Genomic DNA, 20,049 nt, shown 5'->3' on the forward strand with positions numbered 1-20,049 from the left:
CATGCTGACCACCACCTCATCCTGGAGTCGGGACCTGCGCGGCGGCCTGGAGACCGCCTTGCAGGGCCTATCCAGCTTCATCGCCCCCATCCTCATTTTGGTCGGGCTGTTGGGCAGTGCTGCCTTGGGCGCAGGCTACTGGGCCACGCTCGTGGCTGTCGGTGTGGTTCCTTTGGCTCGCTTTGCGCTGGGGGGGCACATCGCCCTGCTGTCTGCACCACGTGCGGCATCGCAGACCACCTACGCCACCCTGGTCTACCTGCTCTGCGTGGCGTCTGCAGGCACCCACGCGCCAGACCTGTCCCAGGGACTGACACCCGAGCAATTGCGCGCAGGCCTCGCCACCGGTGCCATCCTGTATTTCTCGGCCAGCACGCTGGTGCTGCTCGCCGGCGTCTTTCGGCTGGGCACCCTGTTCAAGATGATCCCGTCGCCGGTCTCCGCGGGCATTGGCAATGGCACGGCCTTGCTGCTGGCCTGGTTGGCGCTGCAGCGGCTCTGGGGGGCACCATCCGGCGCCGGGTTGACGGCGCTGGCCATGCTGGGAGCCTACGCGCTGTGGCAATGGCTGCAGCGCAACACCGCATGGACACGGGCGATCCCCGCCGTGGTGACATCCGTGTTGACGGGCCTTGCGATGACGAGACTGCAGGCGGCCGAATCCGCGCCCGCGTTGTCCCTATTGTCGATTGCACCCGGCCAGTGGGTGCCCGTGCTGCACGCATCGGATATGGCGCTGGGAGAACTGCCCCGCATGCTGCGAATCGCAGTGCCGGGCACCATCACGCTGGCGCTCATCATGATTCTGGAGAGCTTCACGGCGGCTGCCCTTATGGAAAACCGCTTCAACCTGCGCACCGATGGCAACCGTGAATTGATGGCATTGGGTGGCGCCAATATGGTCGGCGCGCTGGCCGGTGGGGTGCCTTGCACGACCAGCGCCTTGGTCAGCGTCACGCATCGCAACGCGGGGGGACGCGGTACTTTTGCCGTGCTGGTGGCGTACGCGGCAGTGCTGACGGCACTGCTGCTGGCCGCGCCCTGGCTGATCGCGCTGCCTGTGGGCATCGGTGCGGGTCTGTTGTTGCTGCAATGCGGCCCCTTGGTCGATCCCATATTCCGCGCGCAACTGGCACAACTGCTGCGTCGCCGCACGGCACCGGTCTGGGACCTCGGATTTCAAATCACCCTGGTGATCTCGTTGATTGGTTTCTTTGGTGACCTGATCTGGGCCTGCATCGTGGGCATTGCCCTGTCCAGCCTGGCCGTGCTCAAGCGGGTATCCAGCCATCTCACGGCCCAGTGGACCTATCTGGACAGCCGCCGTTCGCGGCGCGTCCGCGGCCCTGAGGAACTGCGCCTGCTGGGTCAGCAGGCGCGTACTGTGGGCGTGCTGCAACTGACCGGGCATCTATTTTTTGGCAACAGCGTACGCCTGCGGCAGCTCGCCAGCGAGCTCGATGCCCAGGCCACCCTGGTGGCTCTGGACCTGAGCCAGGTGTACGACGTAGATCCCAGCGGGGTGAATGCCGTGCGCAACCTGGTGCTCGCCTTGCAAGCAGACGGGCGCACCGTGTTGCTCAGTGGCTTGGGTAGTTCTCCATCGCAGGCCTTGCGTGCGGGCGTGGGCCAACTGCCCGGCGTGGCCTACCACCCCGACTTGGACCGCAGCCTGGAAGACTGCGAAAACCGTCTGTTGGCGGATGCCGGCGTCTTCCACGGTGCCCAGACACATCCCATCGCCCACAACCAACTCCTGCAAGACCTGACGCAGGAGGAGGTGCAGGCCGTTGTGGCTCTGGGCGAGATGTGCAACGTGACGCAAGGCGCTACTTTGTTTGACCGGGGTGCGCAGGCCAACGGCATCTGGCTTCTCACTGCGGGCCAGGTCAGCATCCTGTGGGATGCCCGGCAGGACGCTGCGCGGCTCGCAACGCTGGGGCCGGGCCAGTTCGTGGGGGAAATGGGACTGATCGATGGCCAAGCGCGCTCCGCCAGTGCGCGGGCCGACACCGCAGTGAGCGCATGGCTGCTGGACCGCAGCGCCATTGCTACACTGATGGAACAGCATCCGGCTGCGGCCCTGAAAATCACGCGCAATATCGCCAGGGAACTGTCCCTGCGGCTGCGCAGCGTTGCACCCTAAGGCAAGCCCCCAAGCCCACCATGAACTCTCACACCGCTGCACCCGGCAAACGGCATCTACCCGAAGACGATGCGCTGCGCGCTGTGCTGCACAACGAGGTTCTGCTGCGCCCCCCGCCCCGCATGGGCCTGCCGGTGCACTTGCTGTGTGTGGTGGTGCGCAATACAGACGTGGACCTGCAGGCCGAATGTGCCCACCTGGCCTTGTTGCCGGGCCAAAAGGACCTAGATGTTTCCATGCTGCAGACGCAGCAGCTGCGGGTGCAGGTGGGCCCCTGCACGCTGCGCTGGGAACGCCATACTGAGTTCACGCGCTACACATTGATGCGCGCCTTGCCACCGGCCACGCTGATCAACGACGTGCCGCAGCAGTATGTGTCGCAGCTGTTTCCTGACGATGCCTGGCTGGAGAACATTCCAGGCACCACGCTGGCCGCCATGCACTTGGTCATGCTGTGGGGCGAGCCCCCGCATGCAGTCACACGGGCCACGGCCTATGGTCACTGGTTTGCCGAAGGCGCTGCCGTGGCGGCCCTGATGGGTGCCCCGCCCCACTCCTGCGTCGTCACCGACCTGGTGCTGCAGCCCGATGGGTTTGAGCGCCTGCTGGTAGTGGCCACACCGGGCATGAGCGAGCCGCGAGCGGGCCGCATCGCGCAGCGCTTGCTGGACATCGAAACCTACCGGATCATGGCACTGCGCGGCTTACCCGCGGCGCAACAGCTCATGCCGCAGATCACCGAAATGGAAACCGAACTGGCGGGCCTCAGTGGGCAGTTACGCGGAATTTTGGCCAATAACCAGGAGTTGCTGGACCAGATCACGCCGCTGGCGGCACGTCTGGAGCGCAGCATTGCGGAGCACCGCGCGTTGTTCGATGCCAGCCGGGCCTACGCAGCCATTGTCACGCAGCGCCTGAGCGAGCTGCGTGAAAAAGCGGCACCAGAAACCCGCACACTCAGTGAGCTGCTGGACCGCCGACTGGCCCCTGCCATCGCCACCATCACGGCTGTCGAAAAGCGCATGGTGGATCTGTCGGTGCGTATCAGCCACGCCACGGCCCTGTTGCAAACGCGCATTCAGGCCATCGGAGAGGCGCAGAACCGGCATGCCATCGCCACACTGCACAGCACCCAGCTGTTGGTGCGGCGCCTGCAGCGGACGGTGGCGGGGCTGACCATTGCGGCCGCCACCTATTGCATCGTCAGTTTGCTCTGGCAGGCGGCCCAGGCCCTCAAGAGTGGCGGGCTGGCGTTTGATCCCCAACTCTGGGTAGGGGCACTGATTCCGTTGGCGCTAGGCGGTGTCTGGTGGATGGTACGGCGCGTGAACCAGGCGCTGGACACTGACTAGAACCCGTCGGCCCTAGCCCGGAGGAGGCGCAGTTTTCGCAAAGGCATCCAGCCACTGCTGCGCACTGGCAACATCGCTGAACTCGGGCATGGTCGTACCCGGAGGCAGAGCAAAGCCCTCTGGCAAGGTCAGGCCCTGTGGCAAGTTCAAACCCGCAATAGGCGACTCCGGCACCTTGAGCGCGGACAAATCGGGTACCGCCATGTTTGCTGCCAGATCGGGAAGCGTCACCTCCGGCAATGCGATGTCTTTTGGCAAGGTCAGCCCATCCACAGCGGGCATGGTGGGCATGTCCAGCGGCGGAATCTCTGGCATTGCAGGGATTTCGGGCAGGGATGGCACCTCGGGCGTGGCCATGCCCGGCACCGCGGGTTCCGCTGCGGCTTGCGGGGCAGCACCAGCCGAGGCTGTTGCACCTACAGGCGCCCCGGTGGTGGTGGTGGCAGCAGCGGGCGGCGAGGTCGCAGCTGCGGCAGGCGCTGGTGCAGTGCTGGCGGGAGCGCTCGCAGCGCCGGTTGCCGTTGCAGCACTTTCTGGCGCCTGCGCGGCGGCGGCTTGGGGTGCTTGACCTGTGGCAGCCGGTGGTGCGGCGGACACTGGAGGCGCAGCAGTAGCGGGTGTGGCGGCAGGCGCCGCCGCTGGCGCAGCCGTCTTGGCCGCCTCTTGGGGCGCAGCACCGGCGCCCGCGGGGGCCCCGGCACCAGCGGCAGGTGCTGCGGCAGTGGCACCACCCGCAGCCGACGCACTGGTTGCCGCCCCAGAACTTCCCGCTGCGGCTGCGGCAGGAGCAGCGCCCGCGGGCGGAGCTGCAGCAGCGGCCGCGGGCGCTGCTCCTGCCGCTGCCGCTTTGGCAGCCTGCGACTGCCCGCCCTGTGCCACTACCGCCGCATCCATCGTGGTCTCGGCCTTCACCGCATCGGCCCGTGCGACCTGGGCCTCCTGCTTGGCGCTCTCGACCTTCTTTTTGGCATCGTCAATCAGCGCCTGCCCCTGGTCGCGCAGCTTCTGTACTTGTGCCTGCGCTGCTTGCGTTTTCTCGGTCATTTGCGCGGATGCTTCCTTGACCTTGTCCTTCAACGCATCCACCGGCGCTGCCACTGATGCCAGGCTCTCCTGCATCTTGGCCTGCACCGACTCGGCCGCATCGGCCGCCGGCTGCAGCGCAGCCAGGGTGTCATCCTTCATGGTCTTGACAGTCTCCAGGGCCTGGTTCATCTGTGAACAGGGCCCCTCTGTGGCAGCGTTGACCTTGTCGCCCGCAGAGGCAGCGTCGTCTTTGGCCTGTTGCAGCGCGTCTTGCACCGGCTGGCCTGACGACTGCAGAGAGTCTGCCTCGGACGTGGCAGAGTCTGCCGCTTCTTTCGCACTGCCGCCGGCGGTCTTCATACCTTCTTGCGCTCCCGACACCGCCTCTCCGGCCTCCTTGAGCTTGCCGCTGACCGAATCCATTGCGGCGGTGGCTTGGGTCTTGGCGTCGTCGATGCGCGCCTGCACCCCGTCCACCTGGCCTTTGGCGGCGTCCAGGGCCGCCTGGCCCTGCTCGGTGAGCCGGTCCACCGTGCTCTGCGCTTGCGCCCACTGGGTTTCCAGCTGCGCCGACATGCGCACCGCATCACCGCTGAGTCCTGCAGCGCGGTCGACCGCCACCTTGGCTTGGCGCACCACATTGCGGGCCTGCGCAAACAACCCGTCCATGACGCCTAACGCCTTCTGCAACTGCACATGGAACTGCTGGCGCAGATCCTCCGCCATGTCCATTAACTTGGCAGGTGGTTCCTGCACCTTGACCCTGAGCACGTCGATCTGCTGATGGACCACACGCATCTGCTGCTTGACCAGGTCCATGGGCGGCTGCATCTGCGCCTGCACCTTGGAGACCGCCTCCAACAACTGCGTGCGCATCGCATCGATTTTGTCGTGCACAGGCACCACGGCAGTCGCCTTGATCTCCACCACCTTGTCGTGCAGCAGCTGAATCTTCTCCAGCGGCTGCGCCGCCGCCAAAAAGTCGTCACGTGCCTGACGCACTTGCGCCAACAGGGGATCGGGCTGCAGTTCGACCTGCTCCACCACGGTATGCATTTGCTCGGAGACCGCATCCATCTGGGCACTGGCTTCCTGCACTGCGGCCTTGACCTGGTCGAGCACAAGGATGACCTGCGCGATGCTTTGGCGCACCAGCTCCACCACCTGCGCCAACACCGGCCGCAGGCCCTCCACCTGCACAATGGCCTCGTCCATCAACCCAATGGAGGTGTCCCCCGCCGTCTTGACCGTGGTGCGCGCCGTGGCGATAGTCGCCTTGATGCCGGGGATCATGCCCTTGACGCCCATGAACAGCGCGCGCGCCGCCACCATGGCCATGGAGCGGCTGATGTACTTGGTGCACACCTCGATGGCCTGGTCGCACAGGCCATTGGCCTGTTCCATTTCGCGTGCCGCCTGCGCCAGACTGCGGTCTGCCACCACCATGAACTGGCGTATGGTGTCCTGCACCTGGGCAATGGACACTTTGGAGAGGTCGATCTGCTGCTCCACGATGTCAAATTCTTCGGGCAAGTGGTTCAGCAGCACCTCCAGCTTGTCGATTTCGACCACCACGTCCTGCAGCGCATTCTGCAGGCCGCGGATGGCGTAGTCCACGGCGTCTACCACCTCATCCAGGCTGCGTTTGAGCTTCTCGACGATGCGCTCCAGGCGCTGCAACGCGGACTCGACGGCGTCCAGAATCGCATCTACCGTTTGCGCCACCGTGTCGATCTGCTCGACCACGGTATCAATGGCAGACTCCACTTCGCGCACAGGGTGCAATACCCCCTCGATAAGTTCATTCACCTTATCCTTGAGGGTGTCGCCCATGCCACGCAGCAGCTGGAGTTCAGCCTCAATGTCGCTCACGGCAGTGTCCACCCTCTCGACGATGGGGTCCAGCGCCCCGCTGACCTCGTCGATCAGCGCGTCCACCTTGCCTCGCACGTCCTGCACCATGTCAGCCACCAGTTGCTCGGTCGCATCCACCTCGGTACGGATATCGGTGGCCGTGCTGGCAAGCTCGGCATCGGTGTTGTCAATCTCCGTCTGCACACTGCCAACCAACTTCTGTACCTCCAACGCGATCTGGGCTTGAGTGGCCACCAGATCGGCAGGGCGGGTGCTGCGCAGTTGCTGTGCGCGTTGCTGCAGTGGAGCAAGCTGGTCGGCAAAGGCTTTCATGCGTGGCCCCAGCGCACGGGCTTTGTCCATCAGGCCCGAGCCCTCCGCAATCACCGACTGCACACGCGGCGGTACCGCTGTGACGTCGGGACGGATGTCGGCCACGCGCTGCGGCAGACCCTGGGCCATCGCCACGATGTCCTGCACATCGGTGGTGACGCCCGCCAGGTTTTCTCCGACAGCGAGCAGGCGTTCGCCCATGCCTTTCAACTGGTCCGCCATGTCTTGCGCGTGTGGGGGCAGTGACTGCAAGGCGGTGAGCAGGGGACCGGACAGGGCTTGGGGGTTCAGGGTGTCTTGCAAGCCCTGGATGGCCTGGGCGATACCCGTGACCTTTTCCACCACCAGATTCACGGTGTTGGTGGCCTCTTCAATGCCACCGACTACCTCCTCTTCGACAGTGGCCTTTGCTTTGAGAACCGCAGCCACTACCTGGTTGGCGCCTTCGGTGATGGCGTCGGTCGCCTTGGTAACAAGCTGCATGGCCGGGTGCCGTCAGAGCGCGTCCAGTGTCTTCTTGACGTTACCGCCTGCCTCGGTCATGGTTTCCTCAATCTTGGGAATCTGCAGCGGGGCGGGCTCCAGCGATACCCCGGCCTGGTCAACGCCACCCATGGAAACATCGATTTGCTCCAGCGTCTGGTCAATCTCGGGCAGCACCTGCGCGTTCTCCAGCTGCACCTCTTCGAGAATGGGCAACAGAGGAGGCACAGGCGGCTTGTCGGGCAGCGTGTTCAGATTGACAGGTGCGGCATCGCTGACAGGTGCCGCGGTTTCTTCGGGGGCCTCAGGCCACCCGATCAGCATGTGCGACGGCGCCCCCAAGCCACCATTCCCCTGCAATGGCGCTTGGGCCGCCAGGAACTCGCGCATGCGTTGAATGACTTCGGCGTCCGAGAGCATGGTCACACCCTATCGCTCAACCCTTGGGCCCTTTGATGCCCAAAAGAGAAAAATAGCGTCCGATGTCGCCTTCCTCGCGCACGATCTCCTGCATCAAATCGCCCAGCGACATGCGGCCCCAGGTGACTGCACGTTTGACCAAATACGGCGTCGGGCTGTGCGGCTCCGTTTTTTGCAAATACTCCGCCACGGCATCGAGCATGCGATAGGCATCTTCACGGCTGTTGATGGGACCCATGGCGTTGTCACTTTCAGGTAAAGGTGTGGATGCCGACAATGGCGCCGCAGGAGCCACTGTTGCCAGCGACTCCGTCGCCCGTACCGGCACAAACGGAGCGGTGGGAGCAGGGGCCGGTGTGACCACCGTTGGCGTTTTGGGCAGGGGCTCGCGCCCGGCAATCAGGGTGTCGCACATGCGCAGCATGCGCTGCAACACATCCGGCACCTTGGCGACACTGGGCGCCTGCATACCCATTTTTTCATTCAGTGCCTGCGTGAAAGCTTCCCATGCGGCCACGCTCGCAAGCAGAAGACCGCGGTTGTCAATGAGCAACTGCAATTGGGTACCACTGGCCCCTGCCACGATTTCCGAACGCGTAGGAATGGGGCTATCCACCACGGCGGCGTTCTTGGCCGACGTGGGCTTCTTGCCTTCGGGCTTGCGGTTTTCCAGCGCCAGCGCCTGGTCCCAATCAAACACATTCACGGCACTGGGCATACGCTCAGGCAGATGCATCAGAGGCACGCGCAGCATCAGCACCCGCGGCAGGTTTTCATTCATCCAGTACAGCGGTGCAATACGGGCTTCGTCATCCTCCGCTTCAATTTGGGGATGCGCCGTATCCCAGTACCCGTCGACAAGCCCCGTGATCAGCCTCACGGCCGCATGGAAGCCCTTGAGCTGATGTTGCTGTATCCAAGCCTCACACAGCCAGGCAGCGACCTGAAAATCTTTGGACCGGCTGCGCAAAATGGCACAGGCGTTGTCCGCCACCGCACGCCAGTCGGCCTTCTTCAGGGGGCGCTCCCATTCGCGCATGGGCAACCGTGGATCCTCTTCCTCGCGTGCGATCCGGATCGCCATGTACTGCGGGTCATACCGCATGGAGGGGCCAGCCGGCAATTCGCCCGCGACAGGCACGAGCAAGCCCTCTACGTCTGGCTGAAACTCATCAGAGTCATCCATGTGCAGGCGCTCACTGGCCATTGAATTCAGGCGCCCGGACCGGGAAGGAAACAGGCCAGACCATGGGTGTGCGTTTGCCCACAGGGAACAAGGTCAACCGCAGATAGACTTTGGCGCGGGTGTCTGGTTGTGCACCCTTGCCCGGTTCCGTGCCCGTTCCAATCGGGAACTCCATGCGCAGCAACTGAGTACGCAGATCGCCACGGCCGCTTGGGTCCGCCTCGCGCTGGCGCTGCACCATGCGTACCAGCGACCAGGTATCGGTGAAGCGATAGGTCACCGCCTTGCCATCGACGGCCATTGCCGTTTGTTGAGGATCCGGCAAGGCGTTGCCAGGAATGTCTTTGGCGAGCCGCAAGTTCAGCGTCACCGGCATACCAGGCTCCCAGCGCATCAAACGGGGGGTATCGCGCAGCTTGATTGTTTGCGGCCCGACATCCAACGACCAGTCAATGACCTTGTTGCCTTCTACTTCGGCCGCTTGGTTGGCTCGAAACTCCACCATCACGTCGTAGCCAGGCACCATGCCATCTTCCGGCGGGTACAGGGGTGCCAGGAAGGCGCGCACGCGCTCGAACTGGTCCGAGAACTTGCGCACAGACTGGGAATACGGCGCCGTGCGGCTCGCAGTCTGAGGGTCTTTCAACACGCGGGACAGCTTCTCGGAGGTCTTTAACAACTGGTTGACATCCTCGTAGTCCGCATCGATCGTGTCTTTGACCCCTGGCACCGCAAACGGAGCGCGGCCAGCGACCTGCCCGTTGAATGTATTCGCAAACGCGGACCATTGCTCCAGTTGCTCGGTGTAGCGCAATTCGTTGCAGCGCTTAAGCAGAGCACCGTAGACCTGGACATAGCGTTCCGCAAAGTAATCTGCAGGCCTGCTACCCGGAGATTTTCCGGCCAGTTTTTCGGTACATGTATTGCGATCAGTTTCTGCACCGACGGTAAGCAGGAATTGCTCGTACACACCGAGGCTGCTGTTGGGGTTTTTGCTGCGGTAGCGCTCCAGCTCGCGATTGATGGCTTGCCAGCGGTTGGCCAATTGGCCATCGGTCGATATCTTGTCCAATGACGGTAGGTAGATTTCGGCCTGCCGCCCCAAGGTCTCGGCCCGGCTGAATTGCAGTGCCAAGTACTGCTGCAGGGCTTGGGTATCGGGCACTCCGAAGGCCTGCAGCAAAGGCCCGCGATCGCCGGTCCAGTAGCTGAAATCACGTCCACGAATGGCGTACAGATCGGATTGGTTGAGGCTCTTGTCGATCTGGCGCAAGCGGATGCTCGCATCGGCAGACACCAAACGCTGCAAAGTGTCTGCGGTGGTGTTGGCACCGAGATCGGACAGCAAAGCCTCCACCTTGGTCAGTCGGGCGCGCGCCGCGTCAAACGCATTGGCATCGGTCGCATTGGCAGGGTCCACGCGACCACTCACCGACAGGGCATCGACGATGCGGTCGTTGATCAATCGTGCAAACTGCGCATTCAGGAATGCCACCACGCCCGGACGATTGGACGGCGGAAACTTCAGCAGGCCTTCGGCCATGAAGCGCTTGTGCAGGTCCCCCAGTGCCAGCGCCTGGTCTAGCTTGGTGACGTCCCACAGCAGAACGCCCTGCGCGGGAATCTCGGGAATGTCCCGGTCCCCAGGCTGGGTCATGAAGGGTTGGCCTAACAGGCCGGCAATCGCATCACGCAAGCCCAGCCGCTGGGCGGAGAGACCATAGCGCGCTTCCTTTTCCTGCCAAACAATGTCGCTTTGCTGCTCCGGGTTGGAGCGTGCCGAGAACTCGCTGGAAAACTTCAGAAACTCGTTGACTGCGCGCTGGCGAACTTGTTCTGCCGCCTCGGGACCAAGAAGCCGTGTCGCCTGTGCAATGCGGTCCAGCGCTGCGGCATAGGCCTTGCCCAAATCGAAATTCAATTCGTGCATCCAGCCACCTCGGCCGGTCGCCAGCATATTTTCCTGCTCGCGGATGATGTTCAAAATTTCCTTGTAACCCGCCACCGTCTGGGTGAAGCCAGTGACACGGAAATCGGTTGACAAGAGTCGGTAGCTCAATGCCGCCAGCTGGCGCTCCATGACCAGCAGGTCATTGTTGACAAACACGCGCTGGTCCAGTGCGTTCATGCCTTTGACCAGAGAGCAGCGTACGGCCTGCTGCATGTGCATGACACTGACGCCGTTGGAACCGCTAGAACCTGAATCACTGCCGCGCAGCAAACGCAGGCTTTGCGACAGATTGCTGGGCAGCTCGGCACCTAACGTAAATTTGACCAGCAGGCGTAGGTCGTTGGCTTCGTTGGCACCGCCCTTTTGCAGTCGCTTCATCGCCTCCACGGCCTGCTCCAGCCGCTCTACGGACGAGATGTATTGCAGCATGGCCGGGAATTCAGCGGTGTCCTCCACTGCCAATACGGCCTTGTGGGTTGGGCCAGCCACAGGCACGGGATTCACGCATTCACCGCCAATGATGAGCTCTGCCGTGCTTTCATCCTGGGGCACCCCAGTGAGCTCGGAGGCGCGTGCATAGAGCTCTCGCCGCAAAGTACCAATGGCAATGTCACCAAACTCGCGCTCCACGCGCTCCACCACACGGGTGTCAAGGTTGTCCCAGATGGGCCAAGACCCCGGCATGAACACCGAGAACATTTTCTGTGAACCCAGCTCTTCAATGACGCTCAGGAGCGTCAGTGTTCGCGCCTTGTACCAGTCTGGGGCAATGGACTCCCCACTGCGCATCTTCTGGGTCCGGTAGCTTGCGTCCGCTTCGATCTGCTGAAGGGTTGCACTGAGGTGGTGACTGCGGCGGTCCAGGTGCAAGGTGGCGACAACCAACCCTACGCTCCACCCGCCCAGCACCACAATGGCGGTGAACTGGCCAACACGGGTAAGCATGGGCCGAGCCAGCGGTTGGCGCGAGGGACGCGCCAGCCCATACTCCATGAATATTTTCTTTTCGAACAGATCCCGCAAGAATGCAGGCTCTTGCATGAGCTGGGACACCAGATCCGCAGTGTCCAGGGACTCCAGCACGGGCTCCGCATCCGCCTCTGCAAACTGCGTCTCGGCCGTTTGCGCAGATTGGCTGCTATCTCCAGTGAAGTAGATGCCCCGAAAGAAGAAGGGCTCATGGTAGGCACTCGGGCGCATGAGCTCATCGGTGTAGACCTGCAACTGGTCGCGCAAAGCCTCGATACGGCTGGGTAGCAAGAAGAAACCGCGGGTGTCGGCCAGGGTTTGCTTGCTAGCGAACAGCTCCGCAGACGTATCGGAAATGGTGCGTACCACACCGTCGAGTGCTTCGCCCACCCAGGTGTCTTGGTAAGTGGTCGACAGGTCATACGGCGAGGACCAGCCCAACATGCCAGCACGCATGGGTTCAGGCAAGGTCCGTGCAAAGCTTGCAAAGCCCTCAATCTTTTCGCACCCTGAAATCGCAACGTATACGGCGAAGCGCATGGCGAAACGGTTTTGTGCAAGCCACAACCTGCGATGGGCCAGCCGTGCCATCTTGCCCAATTCCAGCGCGGCGTCTGGGCTCGTATCCATCAGCATGGCGGCGGGCACCGTGATCACGACCGAATCAAATGGGCGCTGGGGGCGGTATTTGTGGCACAGGCTGAGAAATTCGTCCCAGGGTTTTTCGGCCGCATTTTCGTCGTCTGGAGAGCCCAGATAGGCCCCCTGCATTTCCACAACAACACCTTTGTCGAAGAAATGCCAAGAAATGCCTTGTGAGGTGGCCGCCGAGGCGGCTTCCGAACTCAGCGCACTGGGCACGCCAGATTGCTCAATCGGCAGCCCGCGTTGCTCCAATCCTTCGTTCAACACCAATACCCAGGGGATTGCGTAACGCTCCGAGCGTGCGGCGATATTTCCTTCGATCAACTCGACCGCTTGGCGAAACGAGTTGCGCAAAGAGTCAAAGCGCAGTTTGGCCAGCTTGGGATCGCTGCCAGGCTTGGCAGAGGCACTGCGCATTGCAAAGTAAAGAACCAGGCCCAGAACGGCCAAGACGATCAGGGTCAGCAGGGCCAGAGAGGCGAGGAACAGGTTGTCCCGCAAGATGCTCATTTGGCACCTTCCTGGCTTGTGCCCGTGCCACTTTGCAGCACATCACGCACTGGCCACGATTGCCAGAGCCACAGCATTTCAGACACTGCCAAAAGCCCAAGCACACCGACCAGGAAGATGACCGACCAACGGCTCAGTGTTGGCATCTTGCGCGGGGAGAGATGCGACAAGGTGCTGGCATAGGCACGCTCGGACAACACGCGGTCGCGGCCCGACAAATCGGCTTGGCGTTGGTATACAAACTGGAACAGTTCGGCACGGTAACCCGCGAAACGCTCGGTCGCTACCGCACCGCGGAACTTGCCCTGAAACCCCAGGGCCAGAGCGAACAGGTAGAGTGCCGCGATAGGCCTCAGCGACGGCTCGCGATTGGACAGCAACTCCTCGATCTTTTCAAAGATACGGTCACCCGCAAAACTCGTCCGGAACAGCGAGGCCTCTAACAAATGGTCGGTCCAGCGATCGCGCCCAACCCATTCGGTGTTGAGCAAAATCTCGTCCGCCAGGGCCGCTTTAAGGTAGCGCGCATCGGCAATGCTTTGCAGTTCCGAGCGACTGCCTTCGCGTTTGGACTCCAGGGTCTGAAGTTCGATCAACTGCTCCAGATCCTTACTCACCGCCGCGGCGGCGGCATCGGGATTGATCTCGCGCATCTCCATCGCACGGGTCTGCGCTTTGGAAACCTCGGCAAAGAACGCGCGAAATTGCGCGATCAAATGGTCGTCTTCGTGTTTTTCTCGGATCTGACGGGCCATGCGCAAATTGCTCCTGTTTTAGCCTCAGCCTTTGACGAACAGCACCATCTCTTGAGGACGCTGCGCCATAGCACTTTCGGCAGAGTTGCTAATCACCAATGACTCTGCGGCCAAAATCAATGTCTCATCGAGTTTGATAGAGAACAAGGTGTAACCTGCACTGGCACGTACACCCAGCTCCTTGGACGATTCGATGAACAGCCGCTCAGCCCCCAAGACCCGGCGCTCGCGCAAGGAGCCGTACGTGGACTGTGACCCGACAATGGCCCCCTCCATCCAGGCAATCAATTCACGCTCTGGCTGCCCCCGCAGACCCACGATGAGTTGAGGCGCCATCCACTCGCTCTGCAACACGATTTCAAATGCGGCATGGCGGAATTCAAACTTGAACTCGCGGTAGTCTTGGCTGATTTCGTCCAACGCCCCCTGCAGGGCTGCCAAAACCGGGGTCAGCGTCGCCAGCGGATCCGCATGGTCGTATTCCGGTGGTACCGGCGGGAGACCGCCGGGACGCAAGAGACTCAAGGGCCCTAAAAGACTGCAAAGAGACAGAAATAATTGGTAGGGATGCAAGGCAGGTGTCCGCATCACAGCCTCGACCAGGGGCAAACCTGTCATCAGGTTGCGCAGACGCTCACGCTGCTCCAGGTAGGCCAAACGGTCTTCCGTGCGCGAGGAAGGCACCGCAGTCTGCTTGGCCACAAAGGCGGCCTTGCCGCGCAATTGCGCCACAAACGTGGAGAGACGCTCCCAAAACTCCCCCTCTTTGGGAACCTCCAGCAGGGGCGGCAATGCCGGGCCCAATTTGATGACCTCATTGTCCTTGAACACAGTGGCCAACCTGAAGCTGGTGTAGAGACCCGATGGCGTAGCACCCGCGAGAAGCGACAAATTGGGAAGCAGCCGCGGCACATCTGCTGGCAACGCCTCAGAAACCTCATCCTCAACTGCCACTGTCGCTACGGAACGAAAGCGTGAAGGCGAACCATTGGATCGCATACTGGGCGAAACGGGCAGGGCAAGGTAGATATCTATCGCCGCATTCGACATGGCCGTCGCATAAGGACCCAAATCCAACTCCAAAACGCCATGCTGTACGTCTTGTGCAGAATGCACAACGGCCGTGCCATCTGGCATCACCGCTTCCAGCTGGACCACTCTCAAAATACCGGCAGCCAATAAGGCAGTGTCTATTTTGAGTCGCCGTACACCCCAGGCAAAAGGCACTGCGACTTGCATTTGCCACGCCAGTAAGGCATCCACACGACCAGACTCTTGTTGAAAGTGCTGCGGCGAGAGCAACATGCCCTCGTGCCACTGAATCCGCGCGCGCGGTGAACCTGGGTTATTCATCGCCCGCCTCCTGTTGCTGGTCCATGGGAAAGGTTTTTTATGTCATTCAACATGGCTGCTCCGGGGTTCATTTGGGCGACTGCGCGGTAACTGTGAAATCGCGGGCGCCCAGCTGAACCAACACAGTACCCTGTAGCTGGTCTACCCGGATCCGGTGCTCACCAGGTGTCAAATAGTCGGCGTACATCATGACGCCAGCCACTCGCGCAGATCCGAATTCGGACGCGGCGATACGCAATGTCTGGCCGGGTGCGACCTCGAAGCTTTTGTAATTGATCACCAGAGGGAACGTCTTTTCCATCTCACCCCGCGTAGCGAACCATTTCGCAGCGGGCAGAGTAGCCAACATATTCAAAGAGGCATCGTCCTTGAGCACGACGATGTCCAGCGCCACAGGACTATTGAGGTTGGCGTCATTGGCAGCCGAAATAGTGACGCTGTCCCACCCCAGCTTCGTCCCTTTTGGCGACGCGAAATCCATCATGCCTTTGGGAATGATGTAATCCAACACTCCGCAGCCTGTGAGTTGGAGCAATGCAAAAGCCAGGAGGATGTGCTTCAGATAGGTAATCATTTTGTATTCAAAGGATTATCCACTAGCAATTCCCCAGAAAGAGCAGCACTGGGCCGTCCAACGCCCGGACTGCCGGCCCTTTGTCCAACGCCAATCCCAACCACCACAATCAAGCTGGCCAGGACTATGCAGCAAATGACTGCCAGCGACGCACTCGTCCGGGTGAACGAGAACTGAACCGGGGCAGCTACCTCCACATCGTCGCCTTGCTTTGCATCGGTACGCTCAGAAGGAAGCCCTTGGCACACCAAGACAATCAATACGCAACAGCACAGCGTGGAGAGCAGATTGCGTGGTGCCTCACAAATCAGGTCAATTGCCAGGAAAAGTGCCAGCGCTGCCTCTACAGGCAAGTTCAGCAGCGACAGCACCACGCTCCCCGAAGCAACCACCGCAAAACTGCTGGTCCCGGCCGATGCAAAAGCCGACATCGTGGCCCCCAGACAAATCAGCATCAACCCGGTGCCATCCAACGCGTGTCCATAAATATTGGCGACGAAGACCGCCAGCAGTGCGAAATACACGGCAGAGCCGGCACGTACAAAAATAGAGGCCGCGGGCACCACCAGCTCAACGATGCCCCGGCTATATCCGAGCTTGGCACTCATGGCACGAATGGTGTCCGGCACGCCAGCCGTAGAGCTGGCTGACGTCAAGCTGATCAAGGCGGGTGTTTTCAGGCAAGACAGCACCGTCAACAAAGGCGCTGCTGAGTTTCGCCATACCAGCACTGTGGCGAATGTGGCAAGTAGCAACGACAGTCCGACAAACGTTGCGATGAAGGAGCTCATGGATCGCAAAACCTGGCCATCCGCACTGGCCGCAAAGTGCGCTGCCAAGCCAAACACCAGAACCGGGATAAGCAGGTTCACCCGGGAAATAATCGTTTCGAAGGTGCGGTAGATGGCCTCAAAAATCCCCATCAACACGTTGCTCCGGGTCTTGCCCATGGACGCAAAGGCCAATCCGAACAAAATGGCACAGATCAGAATTCCAAGCGGCTGGCCCAGCGCCAGTGCTTTGAAAAAATTGTCCGGCAAAAAAGTACCCCAGGCATGGACAGCAGAGGCCGTGTTCTGGGTATCTATATCAAAAAGGGAGAGTTCGGTGTTGCCTGCGGCCGAACTGAGCACAACAGATCCCAGATACGCGCGGTTTGCCACACTCAGGCTGCTTCCTGGATCGGTCACATAGCCAAAAATCGTTCCGAGCAGCGCCGATGCAAACACCAAGCCCACTGCCAGCACCACAATCATGAAACTTCTGCGCGCAGGTTGCGGCAATGCCAGCGTCTGGCGCAGACCAAAGAAAGTAGCCACCACCATAAGAGGGATAGCCACCATATTGATCAAGGCCAGGTAGACCTGTCCCAACACAAACGCGAGCTCGGCTACCTCCGGTGCCGCACTCCCTACTGCCGCACCCGCCAGCAGGCAAAGCAGCAGCATCAGGGGATTGGAGGCCAGCGTTTTCAGGAGTCCCATCCCGGCCTGTTCCACCCACGCTCAAGGGCATATCCGACGCTGGCACGCGCCAACTCCAATGAGCTGTCAATCAGCGTTAATCCGGCCGTGTCCGCGTGTCGGCTTGCAATGGGAATCTCGGTACAACCCATGATCAGGGCCGTAGCACCTGCGGCGGCGGCAGCAACACAGGCTCGCTCCAGCGAGGAGCCTGCCACATTGAAGCGACCCGCCTTGACCTCCCGGATACACACGTCAACCTCGTTTTGCGCTCCATCTGGATCCGGTAAGAAATAGTCGAGACCCTGCTCCTGAAGAGAGCGTTGATAAAAGCCAGACAGCAACGCTCCCCGCGTCGCGAAGATTGCAACGCGTGTCGCATGTGATCGGGGCACAGCCGCCACGCTGGCCTCGGCAATATGCAGCAAGGGTGCCTGACTCCGTTCGCGCAACTGCGCAAACCAATGGTGCGAAGAATTGCAAGGGATAGCGATAACACCAACACCCGCATGGTTGAGCAGGTCGATGCCTTGCAGCAACTGTGGAAGCGGGTCACGGCCACGGCCCAAGATGGCACTGGAACGGTCATGTGTGTGGGGCAAACTGGCAACCAACAAAGGAATGTGGTCTTGGTCACGCGTGGCAGGCGTCAGTCGAACCAATTTCTCCATGAAATCGACTGTGGCCAAAGGGCCCATTCCGCCAAACACACCAATTCGTGACATCCAGCGTGCCCTCTATATCTTCAAGGGTTTCGCACAAACCACGGAAACCGCAGCACTGTTGCCGATGACCAAGACCAGCGTTCGCAGCATGTCGCAAATTGGGTCCACGGCCAAAAAGAGAATGAATGCTGCCTCAAATGGCAGCCCCAAATAGCTGCAGGTGAGGCCGACAAGTGACACTGTCAGCAAACCTGTCATGCCTGCTGACGCAAAACCCGCAAGAATAGATGCCGCCATGACGATGGCCAGCTCGCTCGGGCCCAACACGCGGCCATAGAGCTGTGCAATGAAAAGCGTGGCCGCAACATAGTAAATAACCGGCCCCACACGCAGCAACGACACACTCAGGGGCACTAACAATTCGACGCGGGAACGGGCAAACCCCAAACGATCCACCAGCCCCTCAATCATGATGGGCATACAAGTAGCACTGCTGCGCGTAGCCAGCGCCAATGCAAAAGGCCCACGCAAGGCCCCCAAAGTCTGGCCCAGGCTGGCGTTCGATCGCTTCCAGATGATGAGGGTCGCCAAGGCGAGGGCCAACAGCGAAGCGACCGCGAAAGCCAATACAAACTGAGCCATCGCCTGCAGCGGCCCCAACCCGGTCTTGGCCATCTGCGACGCGCTCATGCACAACAGGATGATGGGCAAGGGGTAGTTCAGCCAACGCATGAGCGTCTGACAGGCGTGGTAAATCGTCTCCAAGGAATAGGTCAGTCCATCCGCAATCCGCGACGGCACCTGCCCGACCGCGAAACCAAACATCAAGGCAAACACGAGTGCTTTGAGCGTTTCTCCCCCAGCCAACGCTGCGAAGATGTTGGAGGGAACAATGCTCACCAACACGTCGGCAAAGTTGACCGACTTGGCTGGCGCATCAATGCCCTGCAGACTCATCACGGTGTCACTGGAGTTGAGATCATTGCCGACAATCTTGCCGAAGGTCTGGCGGGTCTGGACAGACAAGTCTTCGCCTGGACGGATCACCAACAGGGTGGCGGCACCCAAGGCAGCGACCACAATGGAAAACACGACAAAAACCGCTCCCACGCGCGCCAACAAGCTGCCCGCGCCACCTTCACGAAACAGCCGCTGCAAGCTAAATATCACAGCGGACACCATGAACGGCAAGGCAATCATTTTGAGCATGTCGACATAAACATCACCAACAATGCCCAGGTTGCGCGCCACGCCAGGCTGGTACAGCCCCAGCGCAAACCCCGCGGCCAGCATGGAAACCACGACCCAGGGGTTGAGTGCGAGTGCGTATAGTTTTTTAGAATCAATCATGGAGGAATTTCCGTCAGCCTTTATTGCGACACTGCCTTGAGAACCTTATCGATGGTCAATTTCTCCGTTCCCTCCGCGAGGAACTGATTGACGAACGCCAATAAGGTCGGATCCTGGATGCCCACAGCAATTCCCAGGCTGTCTTCCAGGTCCTTGAATGTCACGGTGCGCAGCGTCAGCGATACGGTGGGATCAATCTTCAGAAGGCGTTTGATCTCGAATTCATCGCGATAGGCCGCCATGATTTGACCTTTTTCAAGCGCCTTGAGTACGTCTCCCCAACTTGGGAATTCCCGTATCTCGGCATTGGGGAAATTCTTGACGGCGTAGTCGGCAAAGGATGATTTGGCGATCACACCAATCGAACCCTTGAAACCGCGGATGACCGTGGGCAATGGCCGATCCCGGGCTAACTCTGCAAACTTGACCCGGTTCAAAATAAATGCATGGTTCAAGCGCAGGTACGGATCGGTAAAACTGATGGTCTGGGCGCGCGCCAAGGTGCGCGAGAGTTTGCTAACCCCCAAATCCGCTTCCTGCCGTGCCACCACGGCCACGACTTCGTTGAAAGTCTGGGCGCTGCGATCAAAGCGCACGGTCACCTTGAGCTCTTTGGCGATAGCCTTGGCCAGGTCGACCTCCAACCCCACCAGTTCGCCGTTGCGCGTATAAAAGAACGGTGGCGAATCCACGCCCAGCATGGCCACGATAAGCTCGCCACGGTTAACAATGCGCGCGATGTCCGGCGCCAGCAAGCGCCCATCCGCCACCTTGACCAGCGTTGTGGTGGGAAGCACCGGTGCGGGTGCAGGCGCCTCCACTACGGCAGCCGGCTTCATAAGCACGGGAGCCGGGGTTGCGCTATGTGCCCCTGCGGTCAGCCATGCACCAGCAAATATTGCCAAACACTGCACAGCATGGCGCGTCATGGATCGTGGCCCGTGTTGCATGGATACGCTCTCGTCTTTCTTGGTCATGTTCATGGTTTGGTTGTGGGGGCCAAGGGTGCCGCCA

The 20,049-nt window shown here is 60.9% G+C and carries 13 protein-coding genes; 2 read left to right on the plus strand and 11 right to left on the minus strand.

The features are described from left to right. Position 1: 1 nt before the first annotated feature. The gene (locus tag J2X15_RS11950; protein ID WP_310343101.1) at positions 2 to 2,146 is read left to right on the plus strand and encodes a SulP family inorganic anion transporter; all 2,145 of its coding nucleotides are present in this window, start codon (positions 2 to 4) and stop codon (positions 2,144 to 2,146) included. Positions 2,147 to 2,166: 20 nt separating this feature from the next. Then, complete coding sequence (locus tag J2X15_RS11955; RefSeq protein ID WP_310343103.1) at positions 2,167 to 3,498, plus strand: DUF3422 family protein; 1,332 nt, start codon at positions 2,167 to 2,169, stop codon at positions 3,496 to 3,498. Between the two features lie 12 nt (positions 3,499 to 3,510). Here the strand turns inward: J2X15_RS11955 and J2X15_RS11960 are convergent, their stop codons facing one another. From J2X15_RS11960 to J2X15_RS12010, 11 genes are all read right to left on the minus strand, one after another. Beyond that, positions 3,511 to 7,194: a coiled-coil domain-containing protein gene (locus tag J2X15_RS11960; protein WP_310343105.1), complete on the minus strand. Its 3,684-nt coding sequence runs from the start codon at positions 7,192 to 7,194 to the stop codon at positions 3,511 to 3,513. 12 nt (positions 7,195 to 7,206) lie between these two features. Beyond that, entirely contained in the window at positions 7,207 to 7,614 is a 408-nt protein-coding gene (locus tag J2X15_RS11965; protein WP_310343107.1) for a hypothetical protein, read from the minus strand. A 16-nt stretch (positions 7,615 to 7,630) separates the two neighbouring features. Next, complete coding sequence (gene tssA, locus J2X15_RS11970) at positions 7,631 to 8,800, minus strand: type VI secretion system protein TssA (RefSeq protein ID WP_310343109.1); 1,170 nt, start codon at positions 8,798 to 8,800, stop codon at positions 7,631 to 7,633. 10 nt (positions 8,801 to 8,810) lie between these two features. Continuing rightward, on the minus strand, positions 8,811 to 12,875 hold the full coding sequence (locus tag J2X15_RS11975; RefSeq protein ID WP_310343111.1) for a type VI secretion system protein: 4,065 nt from the start codon (positions 12,873 to 12,875) through the stop codon (positions 8,811 to 8,813). Beyond that, positions 12,872 to 13,630 carry a DotU family type IV/VI secretion system protein gene (locus J2X15_RS11980; RefSeq protein WP_310343112.1) on the minus strand — a complete coding sequence of 253 codons (759 nt, stop codon included), beginning with the start codon at positions 13,628 to 13,630 and terminating at the stop codon, positions 12,872 to 12,874. Before J2X15_RS11980 ends, J2X15_RS11975 begins: the two co-directional genes overlap by 4 nt. 24 nt (positions 13,631 to 13,654) lie before the next feature. Next, positions 13,655 to 14,983 carry a type VI secretion system baseplate subunit TssK gene (tssK, locus tag J2X15_RS11985; RefSeq protein ID WP_310343114.1) on the minus strand — a complete coding sequence of 443 codons (1,329 nt, stop codon included), beginning with the start codon at positions 14,981 to 14,983 and terminating at the stop codon, positions 13,655 to 13,657. 67 nt (positions 14,984 to 15,050) lie between these two features. After that, the gene (locus J2X15_RS11990; protein WP_310343116.1) at positions 15,051 to 15,557 is read right to left on the minus strand and encodes a hypothetical protein; all 507 of its coding nucleotides are present in this window, start codon (positions 15,555 to 15,557) and stop codon (positions 15,051 to 15,053) included. Next, positions 15,554 to 17,041 (minus strand): dicarboxylate/amino acid:cation symporter, encoded by a 1,488-nt coding sequence (locus tag J2X15_RS11995; RefSeq protein WP_310343117.1) that lies wholly within the window; start codon positions 17,039 to 17,041, stop codon positions 15,554 to 15,556. Before J2X15_RS11995 ends, J2X15_RS11990 begins: the two co-directional genes overlap by 4 nt. Further along, positions 17,029 to 17,745: a cysteate racemase gene (gene cuyB, locus J2X15_RS12000; RefSeq protein ID WP_310343119.1), complete on the minus strand. Its 717-nt coding sequence runs from the start codon at positions 17,743 to 17,745 to the stop codon at positions 17,029 to 17,031. The genes J2X15_RS11995 and cuyB overlap by 13 nt, the downstream gene beginning before the upstream one ends. Positions 17,746 to 17,757: 12 nt before the next feature. Further along, positions 17,758 to 19,032 carry a dicarboxylate/amino acid:cation symporter gene (locus tag J2X15_RS12005; RefSeq protein WP_310343593.1) on the minus strand — a complete coding sequence of 425 codons (1,275 nt, stop codon included), beginning with the start codon at positions 19,030 to 19,032 and terminating at the stop codon, positions 17,758 to 17,760. 23 nt (positions 19,033 to 19,055) lie between these two features. After that, a complete protein-coding gene (locus tag J2X15_RS12010) occupies positions 19,056 to 20,012 on the minus strand; it encodes an ABC transporter substrate-binding protein (protein WP_310343121.1) in 957 nt (318 codons plus the stop codon). Positions 20,013 to 20,049: the final 37 nt, after the last annotated feature.

Source organism: Rhodoferax saidenbachensis, from assembly GCF_031457975.1.
Classification (GTDB): domain Bacteria; phylum Pseudomonadota; class Gammaproteobacteria; order Burkholderiales; family Burkholderiaceae_C; genus Allorhodoferax; species Allorhodoferax saidenbachensis_A.

Bases quoted from the DNA above. Each gene is read 5' to 3' on its own strand.
- J2X15_RS12010 (WP_310343121.1), bottom strand. From the start codon at position 20,012: ATGACCAAGAAAGACGAGAGCGTATCCATGCAACACGGGCCACGATCC.
- tssK (WP_310343114.1), bottom strand. From the start codon at position 14,983: ATGAATAACCCAGGTTCACCGCGCGCGCGGATTCAGTGGCACGAGGGC.
- J2X15_RS11955 (WP_310343103.1), top strand. From the start codon at position 2,167: ATGAACTCTCACACCGCTGCACCCGGCAAACGGCATCTACCCGAAGAC.
- J2X15_RS11980 (WP_310343112.1), bottom strand. From the start codon at position 13,630: ATGGCCCGTCAGATCCGAGAAAAACACGAAGACGACCATTTGATCGCG.
- J2X15_RS11995 (WP_310343117.1), bottom strand. From the start codon at position 17,041: ATGGGACTCCTGAAAACGCTGGCCTCCAATCCCCTGATGCTGCTGCTT.
- J2X15_RS11965 (WP_310343107.1), bottom strand. From the start codon at position 7,614: ATGCTCTCGGACGCCGAAGTCATTCAACGCATGCGCGAGTTCCTGGCG.
- J2X15_RS11990 (WP_310343116.1), bottom strand. From the start codon at position 15,557: ATGATTACCTATCTGAAGCACATCCTCCTGGCTTTTGCATTGCTCCAA.
- J2X15_RS11960 (WP_310343105.1), bottom strand. From the start codon at position 7,194: ATGCAGCTTGTTACCAAGGCGACCGACGCCATCACCGAAGGCGCCAAC.
- tssA (WP_310343109.1), bottom strand. From the start codon at position 8,800: ATGGATGACTCTGATGAGTTTCAGCCAGACGTAGAGGGCTTGCTCGTG.
- J2X15_RS11950 (WP_310343101.1), top strand. From the start codon at position 2: ATGCTGACCACCACCTCATCCTGGAGTCGGGACCTGCGCGGCGGCCTG.
- cuyB (WP_310343119.1), bottom strand. From the start codon at position 17,745: ATGTCACGAATTGGTGTGTTTGGCGGAATGGGCCCTTTGGCCACAGTC.
- J2X15_RS11975 (WP_310343111.1), bottom strand. From the start codon at position 12,875: ATGAGCATCTTGCGGGACAACCTGTTCCTCGCCTCTCTGGCCCTGCTG.